The organism is Arthrobacter sp. Soil761 (assembly GCF_001428325.1).
GTDB lineage: Bacteria > Actinomycetota > Actinomycetes > Actinomycetales > Micrococcaceae > Arthrobacter.
The window spans coordinates 1-23,818 of the sequence record NZ_LMSF01000013.1; the positions used below are offsets into that span (position 1 = coordinate 1).

The following is a 23,818-nucleotide window of genomic DNA, read 5'->3' on the forward strand; positions in this document are numbered from 1 at the left end:
CACGCTGAACCTCAGACAACGAACTACGTGCATGCATAAAACTGCTCCCCGGAAGTCGGAACTGAATTTCTCAGTCCAACTTCCGGGGAGCAGTTCAATTCAAGGGTGCGGGGACTTCCGTGGTTCAGGAGTTTGTCCTGCTTAGCGCTGGACGGCTCCGAACCGTTCCGCGGCCAGGGCAACTGCCTGCTCACGCGCGGCCGAGGCTTCGTCAGCGGTGAGGGTGCGGTCAGCGGCGCGGAAGCGGAGGCCGAAGGCCAGCGACTTCTTGCCCTCCTCGATGCCCTTGCCTGCGTAGACATCGAACAGCGCGACGTCCTCCAGCAGCTCACCGGCGCCTTCACGCAGCGCACCAAGGACCTCGTCCGCGGGCACGTCGGCGGGAACAACGAGTGCAACGTCCTGCGTCGCCACCGGGAACGTGGAGATGTGGCGGGCCACGATCACATCCGGTGCCGCCTCAAACAGGGCGTCGGCATTGAGTTCAAGTGCCACCGAACGGGCCGGCATGTCCGAGGCCGCCAGCAGCTTGGGGTGCAGTTCGCCCGCGTACCCCACGGTCTCTCCCGTCCGCAGTGCGAGCCGGGCGGTGCGGCCGGGATGGAACGCCTGGTGGCTGCCCTGCGTGACCACAAGGTCGACGCCGAGGACGTCGCCCGCAAGGCGGGCAACATCCAGCGCGTCGGCCCAGTCCCACGTCCGCGGAGTATGGCCGGCAGCAGCCGGGGAATCGTGGCCGGTGAGGATGGCGGCCACATGGAACGGCTGGTCCGGGACGCCGTCGTACAGTGCGTCGAGCACCTCGTCGGCGGGCTTGGCGCCCAGCGGCGGGATGGAGGCAGTGCCCACGGTCCCGGCGGGAAGGAACACCAGGCCCGATTCGAACAGGGCGAGGTCGCGGAAGCCGCGCGAGTGGTTGCGCTTGGCCACCTCGATCAGCCCCGGCAGGATGGACGTGCGCAGGTAGCCCTGTTCCTCGCTGATGGGGTTGGCCAGCTTGACCGCGCTCCGCTGGGCACCCTGCTCGGCGACGCCAAAGGTGTCGTTGGCGGCCTTGGACACGAACGGGTAGGACAGCACCTCGGTCAGGCCGGCGTCGGCCAGCGACTGGATCAGGCGCCGGCGCTGCTGCTGGATCCGGGTGAGTCCGCGCCCCGGAGGGGCCACCGGCAGGGTGGCCGGGATCTTGTCGTAGCCCACCAGCCGTGCGATTTCCTCGGTCAGGTCTTCCTTGGTCTCCAGGTCGCTGCGCCACGTGGGCGGCGTAACGCTCCAGCCGCCGTCGTTCTTCTCCACGACGGCGCCCAGGTCCTCCAGGGAGGTGACGATCTGCTCTTCGGTGAAGTCAATGCCGATGCGGGCGGCGGCGAAGCCGGCGGGCAGCCCGATGGTGATGGTTTCCGGAGCCGTGCCCACGTCGGTTCCGGGTTCGTCGGCGGTGCCGCCGGCCAGTTCCACCAGGAGGTCCACCACGCGCTGGGCGGCGACGCCCGCCACCTGCCAGTCAACCCCGCGCTCGAAGCGCTTGGACGCCTCGGAGGGCAGCTTGTGCCGGCGACGCGACCGCCCAATGGACACCTCGTCGAAGTGCGCTGCTTCGACGAGGACGTTCGACGTCGAGTCACTCACCTCAGTGGCGGCGCCGCCCATGACGCCCGCAATGCCGATGGCGCCCGAATTGTCGGTGATCAGCAGGTCCTCGGCGTCAAGGGTGCGCTCCTTGCCGTCCAGCGTGGTGATCTTCTCGCCTGCGGAGGCACGCCGCACCACGATGTCGCCGGACAGCTTGTCCAGGTCGTAGCAGTGCGTGGGCTGGCCCAGCTCGAGCATGACGTAATTGGAGATGTCCACCGGCAGGGAGATGGAGCGGATGCCTGCCAGCCGGAGCCGGGACACCATCCACGGCGGGGTGGGGCGGGTAGCGTCAACGCCGCGCACGGTGCGTGCCACGAAGCGGTCGCAGCCGGGCTTGCCGTAAATGGGGGCGTCGTCGTTGAGTTTGACGCCGTAACCCCCGGACAGCTCTGCCGGGGCGTCGACCTTCGCGGCAGGGTCCGTGAAGGCGGTGCCGGTGGCGTGGGCGTACTCGCGGGCAACCCCGCGGATGGAGAAGGCGTACCCGCGGTCCGGGGTGACGTTGATTTCCGCGGCCTGGTCATAGAGGCCCAGCAGTTCCATGGCGTCGGTGCCCACTTCCGGGTCCAGCCCGATGCGGGACAGCACCAGGATGCCGTCGTGGTCCTCGCCGATGCCCAGTTCGCGGACTGAGGCGATCATGCCGGCGGACAGGTGGCCGTAGGTCTTGCGGGCCGAAATGTGGAAGTCACCGGGCAGCACGGCACCCGGAAGCGTGACCACCACTTTGTCGCCCTCAACGAAGTTGTGGGCGCCGCAGATGATGCCCTGGACGCCGGAGGGGTCAATGCCGTCCCCCGTGAGGGTCTGCTCCTGCCCCTCGGGGACAACGCGGACCTGGCACCAGTTGATGGTCTTGCCGTTGGTCTGGGGTTCCTTAACCAGGCTCAGGACCTGGCCCACCACGACAGGGCCCCTCAGCGTGTCCGTGGGGCGGTGGACCGCTTCTTCCTCGAAGCCCACCTTGACCAGTTCGGCCATGACGTCTTCGGCCGTTGCATCGGCCGGTACGGCCGCGAATTCACGCAGCCAGGAAAGTGGGATACGCACTGTTAGATCTCCATCCCGAAGTGCTCGCTGAACCGTACATCGCCTTCGATCATGTCGCGCATGTCCCCCACCTCGTTACGGAACATGAGGGTGCGCTCGATGCCCATGCCGAAGGCAAAACCTGAATAGACGTCCGGGTCGATGCCGGCGGCGCGCAGGACGTTGGGGTTGACCATGCCGCAGCCGCCCCACTCGATCCACGCCGGGCCCCCCTTGGCCCCGGGATGGAAGATGTCCAGTTCGGCGGACGGCTCCGTGAACGGGAAGTAGTTGGGGCGCAGCCGGATCTGGGCTTCGTCGCCGAACATCTGCCGGGCGAAGTGCTCAAGGGTGCCGCGCAGGTCCGCCATGCTGAGGTTCCTGTCGATGGCCAGGCCCTCGAACTGGTGGAACACCGGGGTGTGGGTGGCGTCCAGTTCATCCGTGCGGAACACTTTGCCCGGGCACAGCACGTAGATGGGAACCTCGCGTTCCAGCATGGACCGGACCTGCACCGGGGAGGTGTGGGTCCGCATCAGCAGGTGGGCTTCAGGCGGTTCCACGAAGAAGGTGTCCTGCATTTCGCGGGCAGGGTGGTCCGGCTTGAAGTTCAGGGCGTCGAAGTTGAACCACTCGGATTCCACCTCGGGGCCTTCGGCGATTTCCCAGCCCATGCCCACGAAGATGTCCGCCACGCGGTCCTGCAGCGTGGAGAGCGGGTGGCGGGCACCTGCACGACGGCGGCGCGGAGCGGCGGTGACGTCCACAGTTTCCTCGACCAGGATCCTGGCGTCGTTCTCGGCTTCCAGTACCGCCGTGCGGTCGGCGAGCGCCTTGTTGACCCGGCCGCGGGAGGCACCCATCAGCTTCCCGGCGAGCGCCTTCTGGTCCTTGGGCAGGCGGCCAATCTCACGGTTGGCTAGGCTCAGCGGGGACTTCTCGCCGCTGTGGGCAAGGCGCACCGCCTTCAGCTCGTCAAGGGTGGCCGCACCGGCGATGGCGGTGATGGCCTGATCTACAGCGGCGTTGATGGCGGCCTCATCCGTGGGGTTCGGGATGGCGGCGCCCGGCAAAGTTTCAGTCATCTACTGTTCTTAGCTACGAGTCGTGGCTGCCAGCGGCCGGGGCAGCCGTTGGCGGTTTTCCACCCGGCGCGTCCGTCGCTGGCAGGTCATGGATGAATGCGCTGAACGTCAGTGTCATTCAATGACCAGGTCAGGGCTCGCCGGCAGGACCGGCGGCCACTGCCCTCCAGTCTAGTTGAACCCTCCGGCTACCATGGCCTCATGACTTTGCGGCAGCGCGCGGGTACTTTTCACGGCCCGACGACGGCCCAACGGCTCAGGCGGGCAGCGAACCTCCTGAACGGGAGCACCCTGGCCGGGCTCGCCGTCGCGCTCGCCGCCCGGACGCAGATCAGCCGGGGCCCCCGCGGCCTGATCATTGCCGCAGGCTACCGCTGGCGGTTGCCGTTCGCGCACGCCTACACCATCGGGAACGTCGTGCTGTGCCGGAGCACGGCCGGTGGGCTGCTGTCCCGGCCCGCACTCCTGGGACACGAGGAAGGGCACTGCACCCAGTACGCGTGGTGCCTCGGGTTGCCCTTCATCCCCCTGTACCTGGCAGCAGCCGGCTGGTCGGTGCTGCGCACCGGAAATCCGGCAACGGGCAACATCTTTGAGCGCCGGGCCGGGCTGGCGGCCGGCGGCTACCCGCCCGCTGCGTCGAGGCGCGCGTGATGGGCCCGGAGGCCCCCGCGCACGGGGATGCGCGAACAGTCACCGCCACGGGCACGGGATGGGCGGAGGCACCCCCTGACCTGATGCTGGTTTCGGTGGGCGTCGAGTGCCGTGCCGGATCGGTGGAGGAGGCGTATGCGGCGGCCGCGGAAGGCCTGGCCATGACGGGCTCGGTCCTCCGCGGCCACGGTGTTGCACCGGCCGATATCCGCTCGGCGGGGATGAGCGTCCGTGCCGACCTCGCCTGGCGGGACGGCGAGGGCCAGAAGTTCGTGGGGTACGTGGCGGCCAGCAGCGTCACGGTCCGGCTCAGGGACATCGCCACCGCGTCCGCCACCATTTCCGCGGCCGTCGACGCGGCCGGGGATTCCGCCCGGCTGAACAACCTGCAATTGGTCCTTTCGGACGACACCGCCGTCCGGGCTGAGGCCCGGGAAGCCGCCTGGCACGACGCACTCCGCACTGCCGGACAGTACGCAGCGTTGGCCTCCGCCCGCCTGGGACCGGTGTTGTCCGTGACGGACCAGCGCCCGGCGCCGGGTCCGGTTCCACTTGCGGGCATGCAGCGGGTCTCTGCTCCGGAGGGCATGACGGTGGAACCGGGCGCAAACCGGGTGGAGGCAACCGTGACCGCCACGTGGGCCCTGGAGCAGTAGGCCGCCCCTTCCACCGGCCGGTACCTCTGGGCGACCGGCTGGTATCAGCGCGCGGCGCCTTGACTTCCATTCGAACATGTTTTCGAATGGAGCCATGAGATGGGAAGCGCAGGCACTGGTACCCGATACGCCTGACACCGCGGGTGCCGCTGCTCCGGCGCTGCTTCCGCTGGCAGGACTGGTGCGTTCCGTCACCACGCCCGAGTTCGCCGGTATCACGTTCCACGAGGTCACCGCCAAATCGGTGCTCAACAGGGTCCCGGCAGGGTCAAAGATGCCTTTCGAATGGACCGTCAATCCCTACCGCGGCTGCAGCCATGCCTGTGTCTACTGCTTCGCCCGCAAGTCCCACACCTACCTGGATTTCGACGCCGGGATGGACTTTGACAGCCAGGTGGTGGTGAAGGTGAATGCCGCGGAGGTCCTCCGCAAGGAACTGAACAAGGCATCCTGGACACGCCAGCAGGTGGCGCTGGGTACCAATACAGACCCCTACCAGCGGGCCGAGGGCCGGTACCGGCTCATGCCCGGCATCATTGCCGCCTTGGCGGAATCCGGCACTCCCCTGTCCATCCTCACCAAGGGAACGCTGTTGGCACGGGACATCCCGTTGCTCAAAAGGGCTGCCACGCAGGTGCCCGTGGGGCTGGGCATTTCCCTGGCCATGACGGACGAGGCCCTCTCGGAGGCCATCGAACCCGGTACCCCAGGACCCAGGGCCCGGCTGAAACTCGTCTCCCGCTTACGTGAGGCCGGACTGCCATGCGGCGTCATGGCCATGCCCATCCTGCCGTGGTTATCGGACAGCGACGAAGCACTTGATTCCCTCTTCGCTTCCCTGGCCACTGCCGGGGCCACCGGCGTTACGGCCGGCGCCCTCTACCTGAAACCTGGCACCCGGGAGTGGTTCATGCAGTGGATTGCCAAACACCACCCCGAATTGGCCGGCCGCTACCGGCGCCTGTACGGGACGGGTTCCTACGCCTCCAAGGAGTACCGCACCTGGCTGGCCGGCAGGGTCCGCTATTTCAAGGCACGCCATGGGTTTTCGCATTCGTCCGGCTTCAGCCACCGGGACCTGGACGATCCCCGTGCCGAGGAAGCGCAGTACCCGGCAGGAAGCATTCCGGCCGGCACGAATGCCGGGCCCCCGGGCGTCCCTTCTTCGTCCCGGCCTTCGCAGCAGGACGCGCTTTTCTAGCGGCTCCGGCCCAGCGACGATCCCACGGATTCCAGCAGCGCATGGACAATCGGATAGTCGGCGGGGATCCACGGCAAGGTGAGGACAGCTTCCCGGTCCCGCAGGTCCACCCAGCGCAGTTCGTCATGGTCTTCAAGGGGCAATGGTTCGCCGTGGGTCACCTCAGCGAACCACACCCTCATACTGGCCCGGTCATTGAGGGGCCAGCCAGCCGGTGTTTCCGCATGAAGTTCCAGTCCCAGGCGCACGCCGATTCCCAGTTCCTCAGCCAGCTCCCTCACCAGCGCCGTTTCGGGTTCCTCCCCGGGCTCCACCTTGCCGCCGGGGAACTCCCACAGCCCCGCCAGGTGCTCCGGCGCGCTTCGCCGTGCCACCAACAGGGCCGCCGGATTCGCCAGCCGGTCCACCACAGCTCCGCCCACAACCTGAATCAGTCCAGTCACCGGGTCATTCTATGGGCCACAATGGAGTGTCCGGGAACAGCATTCCCGCCTTAGGAACAGTTCCTGCCGGGAATACGTCCTGCCCAGCCGGGGTTTGCCACACTGTCCGGACCGTCCTGCCCCACTGCCGTGGCATCCGTCCCTTGCGAGTCCCACGTTTCAAGAAGCAGGAATATGAGCAGCGTTCTTTCCCCGTCCACGGCAACCCGCAGCACGACCCCCAACATCGGCATGGCGATTTTCGCCCTGGCCATGGGCGGCGTAGGCATCGGCGTCACCGAGTTCACCATGATGGGCCTGCTCAAGGAAGTGGAGCAGGGCCTGGCAATTACCACTCCGCAGGCCGGCAACCTGATCTCCGCCTATGCGCTGGGGGTAGTGGTAGGCGCTCCGCTGCTGGCCGCCGTCGGCGCCAGGCTCCCCCGCAAGAAACTGGCGCTGGGGCTGCTGCTGTTCTTTACCGTGGCCAACCTGGCGTCATTCGTTGCCCCCGACTATGGCTGGATGCTGGTGTCCCGCTTTGCCGCCGGCCTGCCGCACGGAGCGTTCTTCGGCGTTGCAGCCGTCATCGCGGCTTCCCTCGTTCCGCCCACACGGCGCGGTTGGGCCATCTCCATGGTCATGGCCGGGCTCAGCGTCTCCAACGTCGTGGGAGTACCGTTCGCCACCTGGCTGGGACAGACCTTCGGCTGGCGCCTGCTGTTTGTCCTGGTCGGTGCCATCGGCCTGCTGGCACTGGCCATGGTGTGGAAATTCGTCCCCTTCCAGCACGCCCACCCCGACGCGAGCATCCGGCGCGAGCTCGGGGCCCTCAAACGGCTCCAGGTATGGCTGGCACTCCTGGTGGGCATCGTGGGTTTCGGCGGCTTCTTCGCCACCTATACCTACATCGCCCACACCATGACCTCCGTGGCCGGCATCCCCTCCACCCTGATCCCCCTTGTGGTGGCGCTCTACGGTCTTGGCATGGTGGCCGGGAACGTCGTCGGCGGCAGGCTCGCTGACAAATCCGTCATGGGCACCCTGTACCGGGTCCTCCCTGCCATCGCCGTGGCTCTGGTGGTCTATGCGGTGGCGGCGCACTGGCAGTGGAGCGCCATGGTCATGGTGTTTGTGGTGGGAGCTTCCGGTTCCATGCTCATCCCCGCTCTGCAGACCCGGCTGCTGGACGCCTCGCCGGATGCCCCATCGCTGGCATCCTCCCTCAACCATGCCGCGCTGAACGTCGCCAACGCGCTGGGAGCCTTCCTCGGCGGCCTTGTCATCGCCCTCGGGTGGGGCTTTGTTGCCCCGGCGCTGGTCGGCGCCGTCCTCGCCGTCCTTGGTTTCGGCGTCGCGCTCCTCAGCGGCCTGCTCGAACGCAAGAGGCCGCTGGCTGCCTGAGGTTATGCGCACGGAGCCCCGAAAACGGGGGCCCGCGCTGTCCTAACGATGCAGCAACGCCGTCACCCGAGCTACTGACTTTGCAGGGGGCTTATGTTAGCTTGAGCCTCATCGGGACTATTAATCCCGGTCACAATAAGGAGGAGACATGGGTTTTCTTGCTTGGATTATTTTGGGCCTCATAGTCGGGGCCATCGTTAAGGCCGTTATGCCCGGACGGGTCGGCGGCGGCTGGGTCACCAGCCTCATCCTCGGTGTCGTCGGTGCCATTGTTGGCGGCTGGATTGGCAGCCTCCTGTTCAACAAGGGCGATCTTGCCTTCTTCGACCTCGGCACCTGGATTCTCGCTATCGTCGGCGGCCTGCTTGTCGCCGGCATCTACGGAGCAGTCACCGGACGCGGAAAAGCAACCCGCGCACCCTGATCACTCTGTCTACCAACACCCCATCGGCCCCGGACTTCCGGGGCCTTTCTTTTTTTAGAAGGTCCCTGGCCTTTCCCCGAAGTTCCCGGCCGTGGCGCGTCCCTATCCGGCCTGTTCCTGCCCCACTGCAGCTGCCGCACGGCGCTGGGAGCGGGCGCTGGCGTAGAGGCATACCGTGGCCGCCGTCCCAAGGTTGAGGCTCTCGGCGGCGCCGTAGACAGGAACGGCCACCCGGTGGTCGGCCAGTTCCAGCTCCTCCGCGGAGAGTCCCTGCGCCTCGTTCCCAAAGAACCAGGCCGTGGGACCGGCGAGGTCGTACACAGACTCCGGCCCTGTTCCGGTGAGCCGGCGCCGGGCGTTCTCGTCCTGCAGGACATCAAGGTCCAGCTGCCCGTAGCCGTCGGCGGCAAGGATGCCGATGCCGCGGGCCTTGCAGGCTGCAGCGAGTTCCGCGGGATCGGCGGCCAGCACCACCGGAAGGTGGAACAGCGAACCTGCGGTGGACCGGACGGCCTTGGGGTTGTAGATGTCCACGCTGGACGTCGTGAACACCACGGCGTCGGCACCGGCGGAATCGGCCGCACGCAGGACCGTTCCCGCGTTCCCCGGGTCCCGCACCTGGCACAGCACGGCAATCAGGCGGGGCCCGGCGTCGAGCACGTCCGCCAGAGCCACGTCCACAAACCTGCAGACCGCCACTATCCCCTGCGGGTTGACGGTGTCCGCCATGGCTGCCAGGACCTCATCCGTGGCCAGCCGTGCGCTGGTGCCCTCGGAGAGCTCTTCAAATTCGGGAAAACGGTCAAGGCAGCTTTCGCTGGCGAAGACCTCAGTCACTACTCCGGGACCTCCCGCCGCAAGACGCTGCTGGTGGAGCTTGAGTGCTTCACGGACGGCCTGCGGGCCCTCGGCCAGGAACTGCCCGCGCTTTAAACGGACCGGGCGCCCTGCAAGCTTTGCCACATCCCTGACCCGATCAGCTCGGGGGTTGGAAAGTGGAAGGTCTTGCGGGCGCCCGGTTTCGTTCATATAGAAAACTGTAGTAGCTGCTGCCACCAGTTCCTGAACGGGCCCCTCAGGCGAGGGGCGGAAGCTGCTTGCCTAGGCTGCGGCTGCCTTCTTGGCGGAGGTGTCTGCCGGAAGGGAGTCCTTGGCCACCTGGACCAGCGCGGCGAAGGCGTTGGCGTCAGAGACGGCAAGCTCGGCCAGCATACGGCGGTCAACCTCGACCTCGGCGGCCTTCAGGCCCTGGATGAGGCGGTTGTAGGTGAGGCCGTTGGCGCGGGACGCAGCGTTGATGCGCTGGATCCACAGGCGGCGGAAGTCACCCTTCTTCTTCTTGCGGTCGCCGTAGCTGTACACAAACGAGTGCAGCAGCTGCTCCTTGGCCTTGCGGTACAGGCGCGAACGCTGTCCGCGGTAACCCTTTGCGCGTTCAAGAACAACCCGGCGCTTCTTGTGGGCGTTGACCGCCCTCTTCACACGTGCCACGTGCGTACTCCTTCGAAAATCTGATCCCAAGCATCTACTGCCGGTGAACCGGCGGCCTGAGAATGCTGTTTGGCAGGTGACGGACCGCCAGGCGGCGGCCCCTCATAGAACTTGGAAATTAGATGCCGAGCATCTTCCGGATGACCTTGGCGTCGCCCTTGAAGACGATCCGGTCGCCGGCAAGGCGGCGGGTCAGGCGGGAGGACTTGTGCTCCAGGTAGTGGCGGCGGTTGGCCTGCTGGCGGCGCAGCTTGCCGCTGCCGGTCAGCTTGAAGCGCTTCTTAGCACCACTGTGGGTCTTCATCTTCGGCATGGGAACCGATCTCCTTACGTTTCTGCAGGCCCGGGGGCCGCAGTTCTATCGCGCAGCCACCCCTGCGGGCAGCATGCTGGTTGCTGACTGCCGGAGGCGTACCCCGGCAGCTGTGAACTAGTTGGTCTTCTTGCCGGCCGGCTTCGGCGCTGCCTTGGGGGCAGGGCGCGCAGCAGGCTTCGGCGCAGCAGGCCTGGCCACCGGCTTGGGTGGTGCAGGCACAGCGGCCGGTTTCGGTGCCGCCGGCGCGGCGGCTTCCGGCTTGGCGGCAGCTGCAGGCCTGGGAGCCGGAGCGGCCTTCGGCGCAGCAGCCTTGGGGGCTTCCTGCTTCGGAGCTTCCTGCTTCGGCGCAGCAGCCTTGGGGGCTTCCTGCTTCGGAGCTTCCTGCTTCGGCGCAGCAGCCTTGGGGGCTTCCTGCTTCGGAGCTTCCTGCTCAGGTGCCTCAACAGCGGGCGCCTCGGCGGGGGCGTTGTCCTCGGCTACAGCCTCCGGCTCCGTGGAGACGGTGAAACCTTCGGGCAGCAGGTCCGCCAGTGACTGCGTCAAGGGGGCCTGGTCCTCGCCGGACGTGTCAACGCGTCCGGAAGCCTTGGCTTCGTTCTGGGCCTTGGCCTCGGCCCGCTGCGTGGCGCGCCGTGCCTCAGCCTTGGCTTCAGCCTTGTTCTTCAGCGGCCCAACCACCATGACCATGTTGCGGCCGTCAATGCGGGGGCTGGACTCCACCACGCCAACTTCGGCGACGTCGTCCGCGAAGCGCTGGAGCAGGCGGATGCCCATCTCCGGACGCTGCTGCTCACGGCCACGGAACTGGATCATGGCCTTGACCTTGTCCCCGGCACCGAGGAAGCGCAGGGCGTGGCCGCGCTTGGTCTCGTAGTCGTGGGTGTCGATCTTCAACCGGAAACGGATTTCCTTCAGAACAGTGTTCGTCTGGTTCTTCCGGGCCTCACGTGCCTTGACCGCGGCCTCGTACTTGTACTTGCCGAAGTCCATCAGCTTGCACACCGGAGGCTTCGCCTGAGGTGCAACTTCAACGAGATCAAGGTCGGACTCGGCAGCCAGTCGCAGGGCATCCTCAATACGGACGATTCCTACCTGTTCACCTGCAGGGCCGACCAGCCGCACCTCGGGGACGCGGATACGCTCATTGATTCTTGGCTCGCTAATGTTAAAGCTCCTGTGTTTGTTGTTGAGTCCGGCAAATAGAGAAGGCCCCCAATTGCCGGAGCAATCGAAGGCCTCAGATAGGTTGGCTCGGCAACCCCGTCAGGGCTGCACGCACACAGTCCCGGCGTGTGCCGGTCCATGCCCAACCAGATACCCGGCAACCTTACGTCCCCTGCAGGTTCCAAAGGAACGCCTGGGACAGCGGCTGACGCGGGTGGGAGAGAACTCCGCTTGCAAACTGGAAGCCATTCTACAGAAAAAATTCCCGTCAACGCCGCAAAAGCGCTGTTGGGAACCTGATCGTTTGGGACAATCTCTGAAATAACGACATCCAGTCGGTCTGTGTCAAGCTTACCAGTATGAGCACCTCAGACAGTAATTCGTACGTCTTCGAGCCCGGTGACGCAGGCGCAGACGTTTCACAACAGATCCGGGACATCTCGGAAGTCCCCGCCATCGAGGTCATCACCACGGCCGCCGTGCACCTCATGAGCGCAGCCGCGGTAAAGCTTGGCCTGGCCGCAGAAGACAACGCGGCCGAGCTGAAGGACCTGGACGAGGCCCGGAAGCTGATCACCGCCCTGGCCGGTCTGGTGACGGCAGCTGCCCCCGAAATCGGCTCGCAGCACGCCGGACCGTTGCGCGATGGGCTGCGGTCCCTCCAGCTGGCGTTCCGTGAAGAGTCACTGATTCCGGATGCACCGGGCAAGGGCCCGGGCGAAAAGTACACCGGCGCAGTGAACTAAGGAAGAACCCACCCAAGCAGCGTCCGACGGCGGGACGGCCTTTCAAGGTCGTCCCGCCGTCGTCGTTTCCAGGCAAAGCACCCGGGGCTTGACCGGCCACTCCGTACCTGCCGTTCAGCGCGGCGGACGGAAATATCAGGCGGCGGCTTTTCGGCGGCGCTGCTGGAGGGCCAGGCCCACCAGGCACAGCACGACGCCGGCGGCGCCAACCGAAACGAAACCCCCGGACGGTCCCATGAGGTCGATGAAGATGCCGGCCAGCGGCGAGCCGAGGGCAACACCGGCGGTCAGGGCTGAGCCGTACCAGCCCATCGCCTCCCCGCGCCGTTCCTCCGACACCAGGTCCGCGACCTTTTCGGAGGCTGCGGAGAGGACGGGAGCGCAGAGCATGCCGGGCAGGATGGAAACCAGTGCCAGCGTCCAGGTGTCGTGGGCGAAGGCCATGGGCAGCGTCAGCGCCGCCATTCCCAGCAGCAGGATGACAGGCGGGATGGGCCGGTGCATGGCGCCGTAGATGAGTCCGCCCACCACCGAGGCGGCGCACCAGAAGACGAACACGATGCCGATCTCGCTCTGGCGCCCTCCGGTTTCCAGCGCCGCAACGATGCCAACGTCGGTGCCGCTCAGGACCATGCCGGCGCCGGCGGCAACGGCAAAGAGTGCCGCGACCGTTGCGGTGAACCACGCGAAGCCGCCCGCCAGCCTTCCGCGCAGTCCCTCTGCCGCACGGCTGGCCGTCCCGGCCGGTGACAGTTCCGCGGCGGCTTCCTGGACGTGGGCCGGAGCGGTGGCGACCACGGCGGCTTCCGCGGCATGTTGCTCATCCCCGGCGCATTCGACGGTTTGCGCCGGGCTGCGGGTGGGCGGGTTGAACCACATGAGGGACAGCCCTGCCAGGGACGTGGCCACGCCCACCACTGTCAACCCGGCAACGGTGAATCCACTGGTGGCCACCACGGCGCCGGCGGCCGGCCCGATCATGAATACCATTTCGGTGGTGATGGCGTCCAGGGCGAACGCGGTGCGGCGCTGGTCGCCCTCCGCCAGGACGCCCAGGGACTGCCGGACCACGCTGAAAATTGGCAGCGTGAGCAGGCCGCCCACGAAGACCAGTGGGAGGAGCCACTGGTAGGACACGTGCGGCACCACAGACCAGATCAGCGTCTCCGAGATCACGGACGGGATGAGTGCGGTCCGCAACCCTACGGTGTCAACGCGCCTGCCGCGCCACGGGGCGCCCAGGGCAATACCGATGGTCATGACCGCTGCGGCGGCGCCGGCCGCGGCATAGCCCTGGCCAAGGGTGAGGACGATGTGCAGGGTCAGGAGCACCCCGGCCGCTGAGTGCGGGATGCGGGCGATCATGCCAACCAGCAGCAGCCGGCGGATTGGCCGGACGGCGAGCAACTCCCGGTAGAGAGCGAAATTCACGAAACGGTCCTTCAGGGTATGCCGCAGCACTGGCGGGGATCACCCATCCGGCTGCGTCTAGTCGGGAGCGCGCCTCAGTTTGATTTCCAAGGAGTCGACGCGCTCCCCAAACAATACATTCCGCGACCACTCCGCCTGGAGGTTGGCCACCAGTTCCTGGACACCGGCGGCGTCCAGGCCGTCCTCAAGGTACAGCACCACCTGAAGTTCCGGCCCGGCACCCCCGCCAGGGACTACTGCGCCATCGGCAGCACTGGAAGCCACTCCCCTGCCCGGCATAAGCCCAATGCTGCGGATGGCGGCGAACCCGGAGGCTGCGCGCGCCATTTCATCGGCCAGCTGGGGGTCGTTGTAGGAGGGGGTCCAGTCGTGCTGCTTTGCCAGTGCCCAGACCCCCGGACGGCGCACCACGAACGTCACGTCGGCGCCCGGGTCCAGGACCAGGAGCTCGGCGCCTTCGGCGACTGCCGAGAGGGCAGCCCGCGCGGCGTACACGGCGACGGGCCGGGCCTCGGGATGCCAGGCGGCCAGCGCGGCGGCCGAGGTGAAGGCGGGGAGGGCAGTCCTGCCGTCAGCCGCCTTCAGCGTTACCAGCGCCATGTCCGCCTGCTTGTCAGCGTGCAGTCCGTGGGCTGTTTCCGACTCTTCAGCCAGCTGCGCAACAATCGGAATGAAGACCCGGGCCGTTGCCAGGGCGGCCACGACGCCCGCTTCATCGCCTGCCCCTTGCCGGAGCGCGTCCAGGGCGGCGAGGTAGCCGGCGTCGGCCGTTCCGTCGTCCTCGAAGTTGTGGATCCTGCCGTCGTCACCGGCCAGGCTGCGTCCTGCCCATGGCTGGCCCGCCGAATCCGTGGCGCCACCAGCGCCGGACAGGGCTGCCGCGATATGTCCGGGCAGCTGGCGTGCTGGCTGCCGCCCTGGCTCCTCGACGTTAGGCATGGGGTCGATGTCCGCCGGGTCAGCGCCGGCCGGCGACGTCGAGGGCTTCGGGCAGCGTGAAGGCTCCGGCGTACAGGGCCTTGCCCACAATCGCGCCTTCCACGCCCAGCGGGACCAGGGACCGGAGGACCTTCAGGTCGTCCAGGCTGGAGATGCCGCCGGAAGCCACAACCGGCTTGCCGGTCTTTTCCACCATCTGGCGGAGGAGTTCGACGTTGGGGCCCTGCAGAGTGCCGTCCTTGGTCACGTCGGTCACGACGTAGCGGGAGCAGCCGGCCTCTTCGAGACGGCCAAGGACCTCCCAGAGGTCCCCGCCTTCCTTGGTCCAGCCGCGGCCGGCGAGGGTTGTTCCGCGGACGTCGAGGCCCACGGCGATTTTGTCGCCAAAGCGTTCGATGGCCCGGCGGGTCCACTCCGGGTTCTCCAGTGCTGCCGTTCCCAGGTTGACCCGGGCCACGCCCAGGTCAAGGGCGGCTTCCAGTGTTTCGTCGTCGCGGAGGCCTCCGGAGAGCTCCACCTTGATGTCCAGCCGGCCCACGACTTCCCGGAGCAGGTCTGCGTTGGAGCCGCGGCCGAAGGCGGCGTCCAGGTCCACCAGGTGCACCCATTCGGCGCCTTGCTGCTGCCAGTTCAGCGCAGCTTCAAGGGGGGTGCCGTAGCTGGTTTCACTGCCCGCCTCGCCCTGGACCAGCCGGACGGCCTGGCCGTTGACGACGTCGACGGCTGGCAGCAGTTCAAGTACCGGCAGGTCATGTGCGGTGGTCATACTCATCCTCGGTGTCGATTTCGGTGCGGAAAGCAGGTCGCTGGGTCCGCGATGCTGTTGGGGTGAAGTTGGCGGCCCTCGCGCTGTGGGCTGTGGTCAGTTTGCCGGCAGGGTCAGCAGGTAGGCCGCCACCAGTGACATGGCGGCCAGGACGTAGAACGCCACCTGTGTCCAGAGTGGCTTGCGCTGCTGCCGGAATGAGATGCCGCCACCGATGAGGATGCCGGCGAGGCCCATCAGGAGTACCGACCACATCTAGGCGTCACTGCCGGCGTCCGCCGGTGCTGCAGCGGATTGACCGCCGGCCGGTTTCCGCAGGCCTTCCACCCAGTTGCGCAGGAGCCGCGCACCGGCGTCGCCGGACTTTTCGGGGTGGAACTGGGTGGCGCAGAGGGGGCCGTTCTCGACGGCGGCGATGAAGGGGCCGCCGTGTTCGGACCAGGTGACCAGGGGCGGCGCCATCCGTGGCTGGATGACGTCGAAGTTCCATTCCTGCACGCCGTATGAGTGCACGAAGTAGAAGCGTTCGTTTTCGACCCCGGCAAAGAGTTTGGAGCCTTCCGGCACCTTGACCGTGTTCCAGCCCATGTGCGGAACCACCTCCGCGGGGAGGGCCTCTACCTTGCCGGGCCATTCGCCAATGCCTTCGGCTTCGGTGCCGTGTTCCACTCCGGCTTCAAAAAGGACCTGGAGGCCCACGCAGATTCCAAGCACGGGGCGTCCGCCTGCTACCCGCCTGCCGATCAGCCTGATGCCGTCCACGGCCTTGAGTTCGCGCATGACGGTCTCGAACGCACCTACGCCCGGAACCACCAGGCCGTCCGCGTTCAGTACATCCTCGGGCTTGGCGCTCAGGACTACTTCCGCGCCGGCACGTTCCAGTGCCCGGACTGCGGACCTGACGTTCCCGGAACCGTAATCGAGCACGGTGACCGTGGGTTTGCCCTCAGGTGAAGGCAGCTTGCCTGATGCTGACGGATCGATGATCGCGCCGTCTTTGAGGACCTGGCCGCTCACAGCGCCCCCTTGGTGGAGGGGATGCCTTCAACCCGGGGATCGGGTTCGACGGCGGCGCGGAGGGCGCGGGCGAAGGCTTTGAACTGTGCCTCGACGATGTGGTGCGGGTCCCGTCCGGCCAGCACGTTCATGTGCAGGCAGATGCCGGCGTGCAGTGTGATGGCTTCGAAGACGTGGCGGGTCAGGGAACCGGTGAAGTGGCCGCCGATCAGGTGGTACTCCTGCCCGGCCGGCTCGCCCCCGTGCACCAGGTACGGGCGTCCGGACACGTCCACCACAGCGTTCGCAAGCGCTTCGTCCAGCGGAACGGTGGCCTCACCGAACCGGCGGATCCCGGCCTTGTTCCCGAGGGCGGTCCGCAGGACCTCGCCGAAGGTGATGGCCACGTCCTCAACAGTGTGGTGGACGTCGATGTGGGTGTCACCCGTGGCCTTGACCGTCATGTCGATCAGGGAGTGCTTGCACAGGGCCGTGAGCATGTGGTCGTAGAACGGCACGGAGGTATCGATGTCCGATACGCCGGTTCCATCGAGGTTGATCTCCACGAGCACGGAGGACTCGCTGGTGGCACGCTCCATGCGGGCGGTCCGGGCCGCAGCCGTATTCGATCCGGTGGGACTCATGGTGAAGGATCCTTTGTGGGAGAAGAAGTAGTTCAAGGCGCCCAGCGCCGCAGTATCAAGTCTAGGCGGGAAGCGCGGCCTGGCCCGCAAGGATGCGTTCCAGGGAGGTAAGGAAGGCTGTGGTTTCCGCCTCAGTGCCTGCGGTGACCCGAAGGTGGCCGGGGATGCCCACGTCGCGGATGAGCACTCCGGCGTCCAGCAGCTCCTGCCATACCTGGTGCGGATTTTCCAGGCCCCCGAAGAACACGTAGTTGGAGTCCGAGGCGGCAGGCTTGAGGCCCATCCTGGTCAGTTCGGCCACAATGCGGTCCCGCTGCGCCTTGATGTCCTGGACATCGGCCATCAGTGCCTCGCGGTGTTGGAGCGCGGCCAGTGCGGTTGCCTGGGTAATCGCGGACAGGTGGTACGGAAGGCGCACCAGCCGCAGGGCATCGGTGACCTCCGGGGCCGCGGCCATGTAGCCGAGGCGGGCGCCGGCGAGTGCGAAGGCCTTGCTCATGGTGCGGGAAACTATCAGCCGCTCCCGGCCGGGCAGCAGGGTCAGGGCGCTGGGCGTGCCGTCATGCGCGAACTCGTGGTAGGCCTCGTCGACGATCACCACGGTCTGGCTGTCCTCGCCGGCGTCATAGACAGCCTCCACAACGTCAAGCCCCAGGCCGGTCCCCGTGGGGTTGTTGGGCGAGCAGAGGAAGACGATGTTGGGCCGCAGCTCCTCGACCTGCCGGGCGGCGGATTCGGCGCTCAGGTCGTAGCCTTCCGAGCGCACTCCCGTGATGTATTGGGTGTCGGTTCCGCTGGCGAGCAGGGGGTACATGGAGTACGTGGGTGGAAAGCCCAGGGCGGTGCGGCCGGGGCCGCCGAAGGCCTGGAGGATCTGCTGCAGGACCTCGTTGGAGCCGTTGGCTGCCCAGAGGTTTGATTCGTCGAGCCCGTGCCCCAGGTATTCCGCGAGAGCTTTCCGCAGGTCGGTGAATTCCCTGTCCGGGTACCGGTTGAGGCCTGCAGCTGCTTCCGTGACCGCCGCGCTGATGGCGGCGCGCACGTCCGCCGGAACACCATGGGTGTTCTCATTGACGTTCAGCAAAATGGGAACGTCCAGTTGGGGTGCCCCGTAGGGGGTCAGCCCGCGAAGATTGCTGCGGAGGGGAAGTCGGTTCAGACGCTCTAGCTGGTCGTTCACCTGAACAGTTTAGTTGCCGCGGCAACTACCGGAAAATGTGACGGATTCTGTTCGCCACCGGCGTTGCTGTCCCGGTCATCTTTCTCAAAGGCCAACACCAGGTGCCGCTCAGTGCGTGGGGACGAACAGCTGCTGCCCCGGCAGCACAGCGGCGGCCGGAAGGTTGTTGAGCTGGACGATGTCCGCCACCACGTCCCGGGCATCGCGGTCCGGAGCAACAGCGCCTGCGATGCTCCACAACGACTGGCCCGCCTGCACCGTCACGGTGACCGTCGGCGTCACGGCCAAATCCGCAGCTGAATCGGATGCCTTGGCCGGTGCGTTGAAAAGTCCGGACAGGGACAGCAGGAGTACCGCGAGGAGCACAAGCGGAACTCCGATCAGGACGATCCGCCCCCGGCGGGTCAGCCGCAGGGGCGCTGCTGACGGCGTCCGGCGCTGCGAGGGCTTCCGGGTCTGCAGGGAAACGCGGTGCGTAGGTGAAACCTGGTGAAGAGATAAAGCTGACATGAACTAAGCCCTCCTGGACCTGCCGTGCTGCCCGGGTGTCCGCCCGCTGCCGCCCTGCCGTTCACACCGTGTCCGGAGCTCCTCCGGCCATGTTTTCGAACGGGGCAATCGCTGGTTAGAACACATGTTCGAACTTTGCTTGTTAAGTTTTAGCACCTATCAACGAACAATGTCGAGACTCGCTAGAACAAATGTTTGGAAAAGCAATGTGGCTGGCCTAGCTTTGAACCAAAGAACAACCACCACTGAAGTTGAACAGCAGGGTCTGACAATGACAGTGGGAGTCCTTCCGGCGGCGCTGTGGAACAGGCCGCAACGGAAGATCCGGCGGCAAGCGAAAGGCATTGGCGAATATGGCAGCAGCAGCCGCCGGGGGCAGGACCGCCCCGCAACCCAGGAAGACCGCCAAGGGCTTGACCCCCCGGCAGAAGAAGATCCTCGAAACCATCCAGCGCTCGGTCAATGACAACGGCTACCCGCCCTCCATGCGGGAGATCGGCGACACGGTTGGCCTGGCCAGCCTGTCCAGCGTGACCCACCAGCTCTCGCAGCTGGAGAAGCTGGGTTACCTGCGGCGCGACCCCAAACGGCCGCGGGCCATGGAGGTGCTGATGCCCCTCACGCTGGACAGCGGAAGCAATGCCGCCGGCGCCTCCCCCGCGCCGCAGGCCACGGGCGGCGGTGCCACGGTAACGGAGCTGCCCACCGCGCTGGATACGGCCATGGTTCCGCTGGTTGGCCGGATTGCTGCCGGCGGTCCCATCCTCGCTGAGCAGCTCGTGGAGGATGTCATGCCGCTCCCCCGCCAGCTGGTCGGCCAGGGCGAGCTCTTCATGCTTAGGGTGGCCGGCGACTCCATGGTGGATGCCGCCATCTGTGACGGTGACTGGGTGGTGGTGCGGCGCCAGGCGGACGCAGCCAACGGGGACATCGTTGCTGCCCTGCTGGATGACGAGGCAACCGTCAAGACATTCCGCCAGCGCGACGGCCACACCTGGCTGCTGCCCCAAAACACGCAGTACGAACCCATTCTGGGCGACCATGCCACCATCATGGGCAAGGTTGTCTCGGTCCTGCGTTCCCTCTGACCGGGTCTCCCGCGAAGGGACGGCCTGCCGGAAATTGCACGGCGGCTGCCCCCGCTGGCGTCGTTCGCCTGCCGGGCCCTACGTGGCCGCGTCCGCGCCCAGCCTGGCCAATGCCGCCAGCGCCTTGCTGCGGTCCGTGGTAGCCCAGAACGGCGGCAGAGCGCCGCGGAGGAATCCGGCGTAGCGCTCTGTTGCCAGCCGGGAATCCAGAACGGCCACCACGCCCTTGTCTCCCGTGGACCGGATCAGGCGGCCGGCACCCTGGGCCAGCCTGATGGCGGCATGCGTGGCCGAGACGGACATGAAGCCGTTTCCGCCGGCCTGGGCCACGGCACGCGAACGCGCGGTCATCAGCGGATCATCCGGCCTGGGGAACGGGATGCGGTCGATCACCACCAGGCGGCAGGAGCCTCCCGGAACGTCAACCCCCTGCCACAGGGACATAGTCCCGAAGAGGCAGGTGTCCGGTTCGTCGGCGAACTGCTTCACCAAAGCGGTCATGGTCGACTCGCCCTGGCAGAGGACAGTCACATCGAGCTTCGGCCGCAGGGCGTCGGCAGCCTCTTCGGCAGCCCGTCGGGATGAAAACAGGCAGAGGGCACCCCCGCCGGACGCTTTGATGAGCGCTTCCAGTTCCTCCAGCGCCTCCGGCGAAACGCCGCGGCCCGGCTTTGGCAGGTGGCCGGCCACGTAGAGGATGCCCTGTTTCGGGTAGTCGAAGGGCGAGCCGACATCCACACCCGTCCAGCTGGGTGCGCCGTCGCCGATAAGGCCCAGTCCCCCGGCCGCGGGTTCAAATGCCGAGCCAATGGCGAGGGTTGCGGACGTCAGCACGACGGTGTGCCCGGCGAAGAGTCCTTCCCGGAGCCTGCCTGCCACGGACAGCGGCGCGATGTTGACCAGCACCGGGGCATTGTCATCGGGCTGGGAATATCCCTGGCCGGGATCGAACGTGCCGGCCCGGGAAAACCACACGACCTCGCGGTTTTCACGGGCAGCAATAAGCCGCTCACACAATTCCAGGATGAGCATGAGGCGGGACCGGGCCAGCTGGCGGCCGCCGTCGGCCGTGGCGTTGCTGTCCCCCTTGGAATCGGACAACGCGGCCCGGCACGCCTCCCGCAACTGGTCCATGCAGTCCAGCTGTTCGTCGTTCAGCCCGTTGGGAAGCAGGCCGCTGGGCGCACCGGCGAGGGCCAGTTCAAGGTTTGCGGCTGCGGCGTTCAGCGCGTCCACCGTGATGGCGGTATGTTTGCGGGCGCCGGAAGCGGCAGCGTGGACCATGGCCACCGACAGCTGACCGGACACGGCTCCGGTGACCCGGTCCTGCAACTCGTGCGCTTCATCCACCACCACGACGTCGTACTCGGGCAGGACTGCAAGTCCTTCGAAGGCGCTGACGGCCAGCATGGCGTGATTCGTCACCACCACATCTGCCTCGGCTGCGTCCTGCCGGGCCAGCTCGCTGAAGCACTCGGCGGCCATGGGGCACTTTTGGGCCCCCAGGCACTCCATGGAAGTGACGGAGACCTGGCGCCAGGCACGGTCCGTCACACCCGGCAGGAGCTCATCCCGGTCCCCGGTGGCCGTCTTCTCCGCCCACTCGCGGAGCCGCACCACCTCCTTGCCAAGCTGGGACGAGGGTCCGCCCACGGAGGCGGCAAAGTGCGGGACGCTGGTGTCTTCGCCCAAAGAGAAAAGCTGACCCTCGGAAGGCTCCTCGGAGGGGAACCCGCCTTCCAGTTTGTGCCGGCAGACATAGTTTGACCGGCCTTTCACCAAGGCAACCTTGACCGGCCGTTCCAGGGCCGGGGTGATGTTCTTCAGCAGCCGCGGCAGGTCCCTGCCAACAATCTGGGTTTGCAGGGCCAGCGTGGCCGTGGACACCAGAGCGGGCTTGTTGCTCTCCAGGGCGTGGGCGATGAGCGGCACCAGGTAGGCCAGCGACTTGCCCGTGCCCGTGCCCGCCTGGACCAGCAGGTGGTTGCCGGTTTTGATGGCCCGGGCCACCTGCCGGGCCATCTCGTGTTGTCCGGTGCGGCTTTGTCCGCCCATGCCGGCGACGGCGCGGTCGAGCAGTTCGATGACGAACTGCTCGCCGGCCGTCTGCGCGGTTTCGCCGGCGGCGGGGTCACTCATTGACGATGAATGGTTCCAGTTCGGACGCCAGGCCCTCGCGGACCTTCACCGCAGCCCTGGTACCTGCCTCAACGTGGTCAACGCTGAGGATTTCAGCGTCGGACTCATGGAGCTTGCTGACCAGGTCTCCGCGGTCATACGGGATGAGGAGTTCCATCTTGACCGAAGGCCGGGGAATGGCTTCGCTGATGGCCTTCAGCAGTTCCGGGATGCCCTCACCCGTCCGGGCCGAGACCACCACATGCCGCGGTTCGCGCTGCTTCAGGCGCTCCACCACGAACGGGTCAGCTGCATCAGCCTTGTTCAGCACGATGATCTCCGGCACCTTGCGGGCATCAACTTCGCTCAAGACCTTCCGGACGGCGGCGATCTGCCCTTCGGGGTCCGGATGCGACACGTCCACCACGTGCAGGATCAGATCCGAGTCCGCCACTTCCTCGAGGGTCGAACGGAAGGCCTCCACCAGCTGGGTGGGCAGCGAACGGACGAATCCGACGGTGTCGGCCAGGGTGTATCCCAGGCCGTCCGCGGTTTCCGCCTTGCGGACGGTGGGATCCAGGGTGGCGAACAGTGCGTTCTCCACGAGGACTCCGGCGTCCGTAAGCCGGTTCAGCAGTGAGGACTTGCCGGCGTTGGTATACCCGGCAATCGCCACGGAGGGCACTTCATTACGACGGCGGTTGGCCCGCTTGGTCTCGCGTGCCGGCTTCATTGCGGCGATTTCACGCCGCAGCTTCGCCATGCGGGTACGGATCCGGCGCCGGTCCAACTCGATCTTGGTTTCACCAGGACCTCGGGAGCCCATGCCGGCGGCAGCGCCACCCACCTGGCCACCGGCCTGGCGGGACATCGACTCACCCCAGCCGCGGAGGCGCGGAAGCAGGTACTCGAGCTGCGCGAGCTCCACCTGCGCTTTGCCTTCACGGCTCTTGGCATGCTGGGCGAAGATGTCAAGGATCAGCGCCGTGCGGTCGATGACCTTGACCTTGACGATGTCCTCAAGTCCGCGGCGCTGGGAAGGCGCAAGTTCAGCGTCCACCACCACCGTGTCCGCGCCCGTGGACATGACGATGTCCTTGAGCTCCAGTGCCTTGCCTGACCCCAGGAAGGTTCCCGGGTCCGGCTTGTCACGGCGTTGCACCATGCCATCCAGGACCTCCGAACCGGCGGTCTCGGCGAGGGCTGCCAGCTCACGCAGCGAGTTTTCGGCGTCGGCAAGCGTTCCCTCGGACCAAATCCCGGCCAGGACCACGCGCTCCAGGCGCAGCTGGCGGTATTCAACCTCGGTGACGTCTTCGAGCTCGGTGGACAGGCCTGCCCTTCGGCGCAGCGCGCGCCGTTCCTCGAGGTCCTGCTGGTCGCCGTCGTATGTTGAGTGTTCTTCGTCGAGCCGGGAAATGGCCTGCGCCTTGCCGAGCACCGCTTTTCCATTGCCGCTGCTCTCACCGCCGGGCGTGCTGACAGTCTTGGCCGGGACGTCCTTGGCGAGGATCCGGTCGATAACAGCCTGGATTTCCTGCGGACTCATGTCCTGGGCGGCTGGATCGGAACCGGTGTTGGGCTGGCTGGTCATGGTCTCCTTTGAAGATTCGGCAATTCCAGAATAGTGCTGATTGCTTGGAAGTTGGAACGTATTCGCGCTGGGCTGACGGCCTGCGGTCATGCAATTCTCCTGGTTGTCTCGCGGCCGGCTGCGATGCCGGGGCCGGGATGCCGCGTCAGAAGGGCGGCAGGGCTAAAAAGGCCGGAAAAATAGCGGGAAGTGCAGCAGGAGGCTGACTTTCGAGTATCGTCCGGCGGCCGGGCAGAACAGATGCGTCTGGCCGGTGCACAAGCGGAAGGCTGAAAAACCTGCATCGCTGCGGGACGGGCTGTCGCTGGAGGACAGGCTGCGGGGA

General features: G+C 66.7%; 24 protein-coding genes. 7 read left to right on the plus strand and 17 right to left on the minus strand.

Annotation, left to right across the window (positions count from 1 at the left end):
* Positions 1-141 precede the first annotated feature (141 nt).
* Entirely contained in the window at positions 142-2,685 is a 2,544-nt protein-coding gene (gene pheT, locus ASG79_RS10855; protein WP_056390878.1) for a phenylalanine--tRNA ligase subunit beta, read from the minus strand.
* Positions 2,686-2,687: 2 nt separating this feature from the next.
* On the minus strand, positions 2,688-3,749 hold the full coding sequence (gene pheS, locus ASG79_RS10860; protein ID WP_018771566.1) for a phenylalanine--tRNA ligase subunit alpha: 1,062 nt from the start codon (positions 3,747-3,749) through the stop codon (positions 2,688-2,690).
* 201 nt (positions 3,750-3,950) lie between these two features.
* On the opposite strand from pheS, the gene ASG79_RS10865 reads away from it, so the two are divergent.
* From ASG79_RS10865 to ASG79_RS10875, 3 genes are all read left to right on the plus strand, one after another.
* Positions 3,951-4,403, plus strand: a complete 453-nt coding sequence (locus tag ASG79_RS10865; protein ID WP_056390882.1) for a hypothetical protein — start codon at positions 3,951-3,953, stop codon at positions 4,401-4,403.
* Positions 4,403-5,059: an SIMPL domain-containing protein gene (locus ASG79_RS10870; RefSeq protein ID WP_056390886.1), complete on the plus strand. Its 657-nt coding sequence runs from the start codon at positions 4,403-4,405 to the stop codon at positions 5,057-5,059. The genes ASG79_RS10865 and ASG79_RS10870 overlap by 1 nt, the downstream gene beginning before the upstream one ends.
* 94 nt (positions 5,060-5,153) lie before the next feature.
* Positions 5,154-6,260 (plus strand): Rv2578c family radical SAM protein, encoded by a 1,107-nt coding sequence (locus tag ASG79_RS10875; protein WP_018771569.1) that lies wholly within the window; start codon positions 5,154-5,156, stop codon positions 6,258-6,260.
* Here ASG79_RS10875 and ASG79_RS10880 read toward each other — a convergent pair.
* Positions 6,257-6,703: a (deoxy)nucleoside triphosphate pyrophosphohydrolase gene (locus ASG79_RS10880; protein ID WP_056390889.1), complete on the minus strand. Its 447-nt coding sequence runs from the start codon at positions 6,701-6,703 to the stop codon at positions 6,257-6,259. The two genes, ASG79_RS10875 and ASG79_RS10880, sit on opposite strands and share 4 nt — an antisense overlap.
* A gap of 174 nt (positions 6,704-6,877) precedes the next feature.
* Here ASG79_RS10880 and ASG79_RS10885 point away from each other — a divergent pair, with 174 nt between their 5' ends.
* A complete protein-coding gene (locus ASG79_RS10885) occupies positions 6,878-8,086 on the plus strand; it encodes an MFS transporter (protein ID WP_056390891.1) in 1,209 nt (402 codons plus the stop codon).
* A 148-nt stretch (positions 8,087-8,234) separates the two neighbouring features.
* Positions 8,235-8,510, plus strand: coding sequence for a GlsB/YeaQ/YmgE family stress response membrane protein (locus tag ASG79_RS10890; RefSeq protein ID WP_018771572.1), 276 nt, complete (start codon positions 8,235-8,237; stop codon positions 8,508-8,510).
* 102 nt (positions 8,511-8,612) lie between these two features.
* On the opposite strand, the gene ASG79_RS10895 is transcribed toward ASG79_RS10890, so the two are convergent.
* The 4 genes from ASG79_RS10895 to infC form a co-directional block, all read right to left on the minus strand.
* On the minus strand, positions 8,613-9,539 hold the full coding sequence (locus ASG79_RS10895) for a TrmH family RNA methyltransferase (RefSeq protein ID WP_018771573.1): 927 nt from the start codon (positions 9,537-9,539) through the stop codon (positions 8,613-8,615).
* Between the two features lie 72 nt (positions 9,540-9,611).
* Positions 9,612-10,001 (minus strand): 50S ribosomal protein L20, encoded by a 390-nt coding sequence (gene rplT, locus ASG79_RS10900; protein ID WP_018771574.1) that lies wholly within the window; start codon positions 9,999-10,001, stop codon positions 9,612-9,614.
* Between the two features lie 118 nt (positions 10,002-10,119).
* Complete coding sequence (rpmI, locus tag ASG79_RS10905) at positions 10,120-10,314, minus strand: 50S ribosomal protein L35 (protein WP_018771575.1); 195 nt, start codon at positions 10,312-10,314, stop codon at positions 10,120-10,122.
* 117 nt (positions 10,315-10,431) lie between these two features.
* Positions 10,432-11,439: a translation initiation factor IF-3 gene (gene infC, locus ASG79_RS10910; protein ID WP_056390893.1), complete on the minus strand. Its 1,008-nt coding sequence runs from the start codon at positions 11,437-11,439 to the stop codon at positions 10,432-10,434.
* 401 nt (positions 11,440-11,840) lie between these two features.
* On the opposite strand from infC, the gene ASG79_RS10915 reads away from it, so the two are divergent.
* Positions 11,841-12,227 carry a DUF1844 domain-containing protein gene (locus tag ASG79_RS10915; RefSeq protein WP_018771577.1) on the plus strand — a complete coding sequence of 129 codons (387 nt, stop codon included), beginning with the start codon at positions 11,841-11,843 and terminating at the stop codon, positions 12,225-12,227.
* A gap of 135 nt (positions 12,228-12,362) precedes the next feature.
* On the opposite strand, the gene ASG79_RS10920 is transcribed toward ASG79_RS10915, so the two are convergent.
* The 8 genes from ASG79_RS10920 to ASG79_RS10950 form a co-directional block, all read right to left on the minus strand.
* Positions 12,363-13,658: an MFS transporter gene (locus ASG79_RS10920; RefSeq protein ID WP_056390940.1), complete on the minus strand. Its 1,296-nt coding sequence runs from the start codon at positions 13,656-13,658 to the stop codon at positions 12,363-12,365.
* Between the two features lie 57 nt (positions 13,659-13,715).
* Complete coding sequence (locus tag ASG79_RS10925; RefSeq protein WP_056390896.1) at positions 13,716-14,597, minus strand: SseB family protein; 882 nt, start codon at positions 14,595-14,597, stop codon at positions 13,716-13,718.
* A gap of 19 nt (positions 14,598-14,616) precedes the next feature.
* A complete protein-coding gene (gene priA / locus ASG79_RS10930) occupies positions 14,617-15,363 on the minus strand; it encodes a bifunctional 1-(5-phosphoribosyl)-5-((5-phosphoribosylamino)methylideneamino)imidazole-4-carboxamide isomerase/phosphoribosylanthranilate isomerase PriA (RefSeq protein ID WP_018771580.1) in 747 nt (248 codons plus the stop codon).
* Between the two features lie 96 nt (positions 15,364-15,459).
* Positions 15,460-15,618, minus strand: a complete 159-nt coding sequence (locus ASG79_RS23840) for a hypothetical protein (RefSeq protein ID WP_166673152.1) — start codon at positions 15,616-15,618, stop codon at positions 15,460-15,462.
* The gene (hisH, locus tag ASG79_RS10935) at positions 15,619-16,380 is read right to left on the minus strand and encodes an imidazole glycerol phosphate synthase subunit HisH (protein WP_018771582.1); all 762 of its coding nucleotides are present in this window, start codon (positions 16,378-16,380) and stop codon (positions 15,619-15,621) included.
* The gene (hisB, locus tag ASG79_RS10940; RefSeq protein WP_018771583.1) at positions 16,377-17,003 is read right to left on the minus strand and encodes an imidazoleglycerol-phosphate dehydratase HisB; all 627 of its coding nucleotides are present in this window, start codon (positions 17,001-17,003) and stop codon (positions 16,377-16,379) included. The genes hisH and hisB overlap by 4 nt, the downstream gene beginning before the upstream one ends.
* Positions 17,004-17,064: 61 nt before the next feature.
* Positions 17,065-18,183 (minus strand): histidinol-phosphate transaminase, encoded by a 1,119-nt coding sequence (locus tag ASG79_RS10945; protein WP_026266116.1) that lies wholly within the window; start codon positions 18,181-18,183, stop codon positions 17,065-17,067.
* A gap of 108 nt (positions 18,184-18,291) precedes the next feature.
* Entirely contained in the window at positions 18,292-18,693 is a 402-nt protein-coding gene (locus ASG79_RS10950) for a LysM peptidoglycan-binding domain-containing protein (protein ID WP_081620253.1), read from the minus strand.
* Positions 18,694-19,046: 353 nt separating this feature from the next.
* Between ASG79_RS10950 and lexA the strand changes: the two genes are divergently transcribed.
* The gene (gene lexA / locus ASG79_RS10955) at positions 19,047-19,781 is read left to right on the plus strand and encodes a transcriptional repressor LexA (RefSeq protein WP_018771586.1); all 735 of its coding nucleotides are present in this window, start codon (positions 19,047-19,049) and stop codon (positions 19,779-19,781) included.
* 78 nt (positions 19,782-19,859) lie between these two features.
* On the opposite strand, the gene ASG79_RS10960 is transcribed toward lexA, so the two are convergent.
* A complete protein-coding gene (locus tag ASG79_RS10960; RefSeq protein WP_018771587.1) occupies positions 19,860-21,920 on the minus strand; it encodes an ATP-dependent DNA helicase in 2,061 nt (686 codons plus the stop codon).
* On the minus strand, positions 21,913-23,493 hold the full coding sequence (gene hflX, locus ASG79_RS10965) for a GTPase HflX (RefSeq protein ID WP_056390899.1): 1,581 nt from the start codon (positions 23,491-23,493) through the stop codon (positions 21,913-21,915). Before hflX ends, ASG79_RS10960 begins: the two co-directional genes overlap by 8 nt.
* Positions 23,494-23,818: the final 325 nt, after the last annotated feature.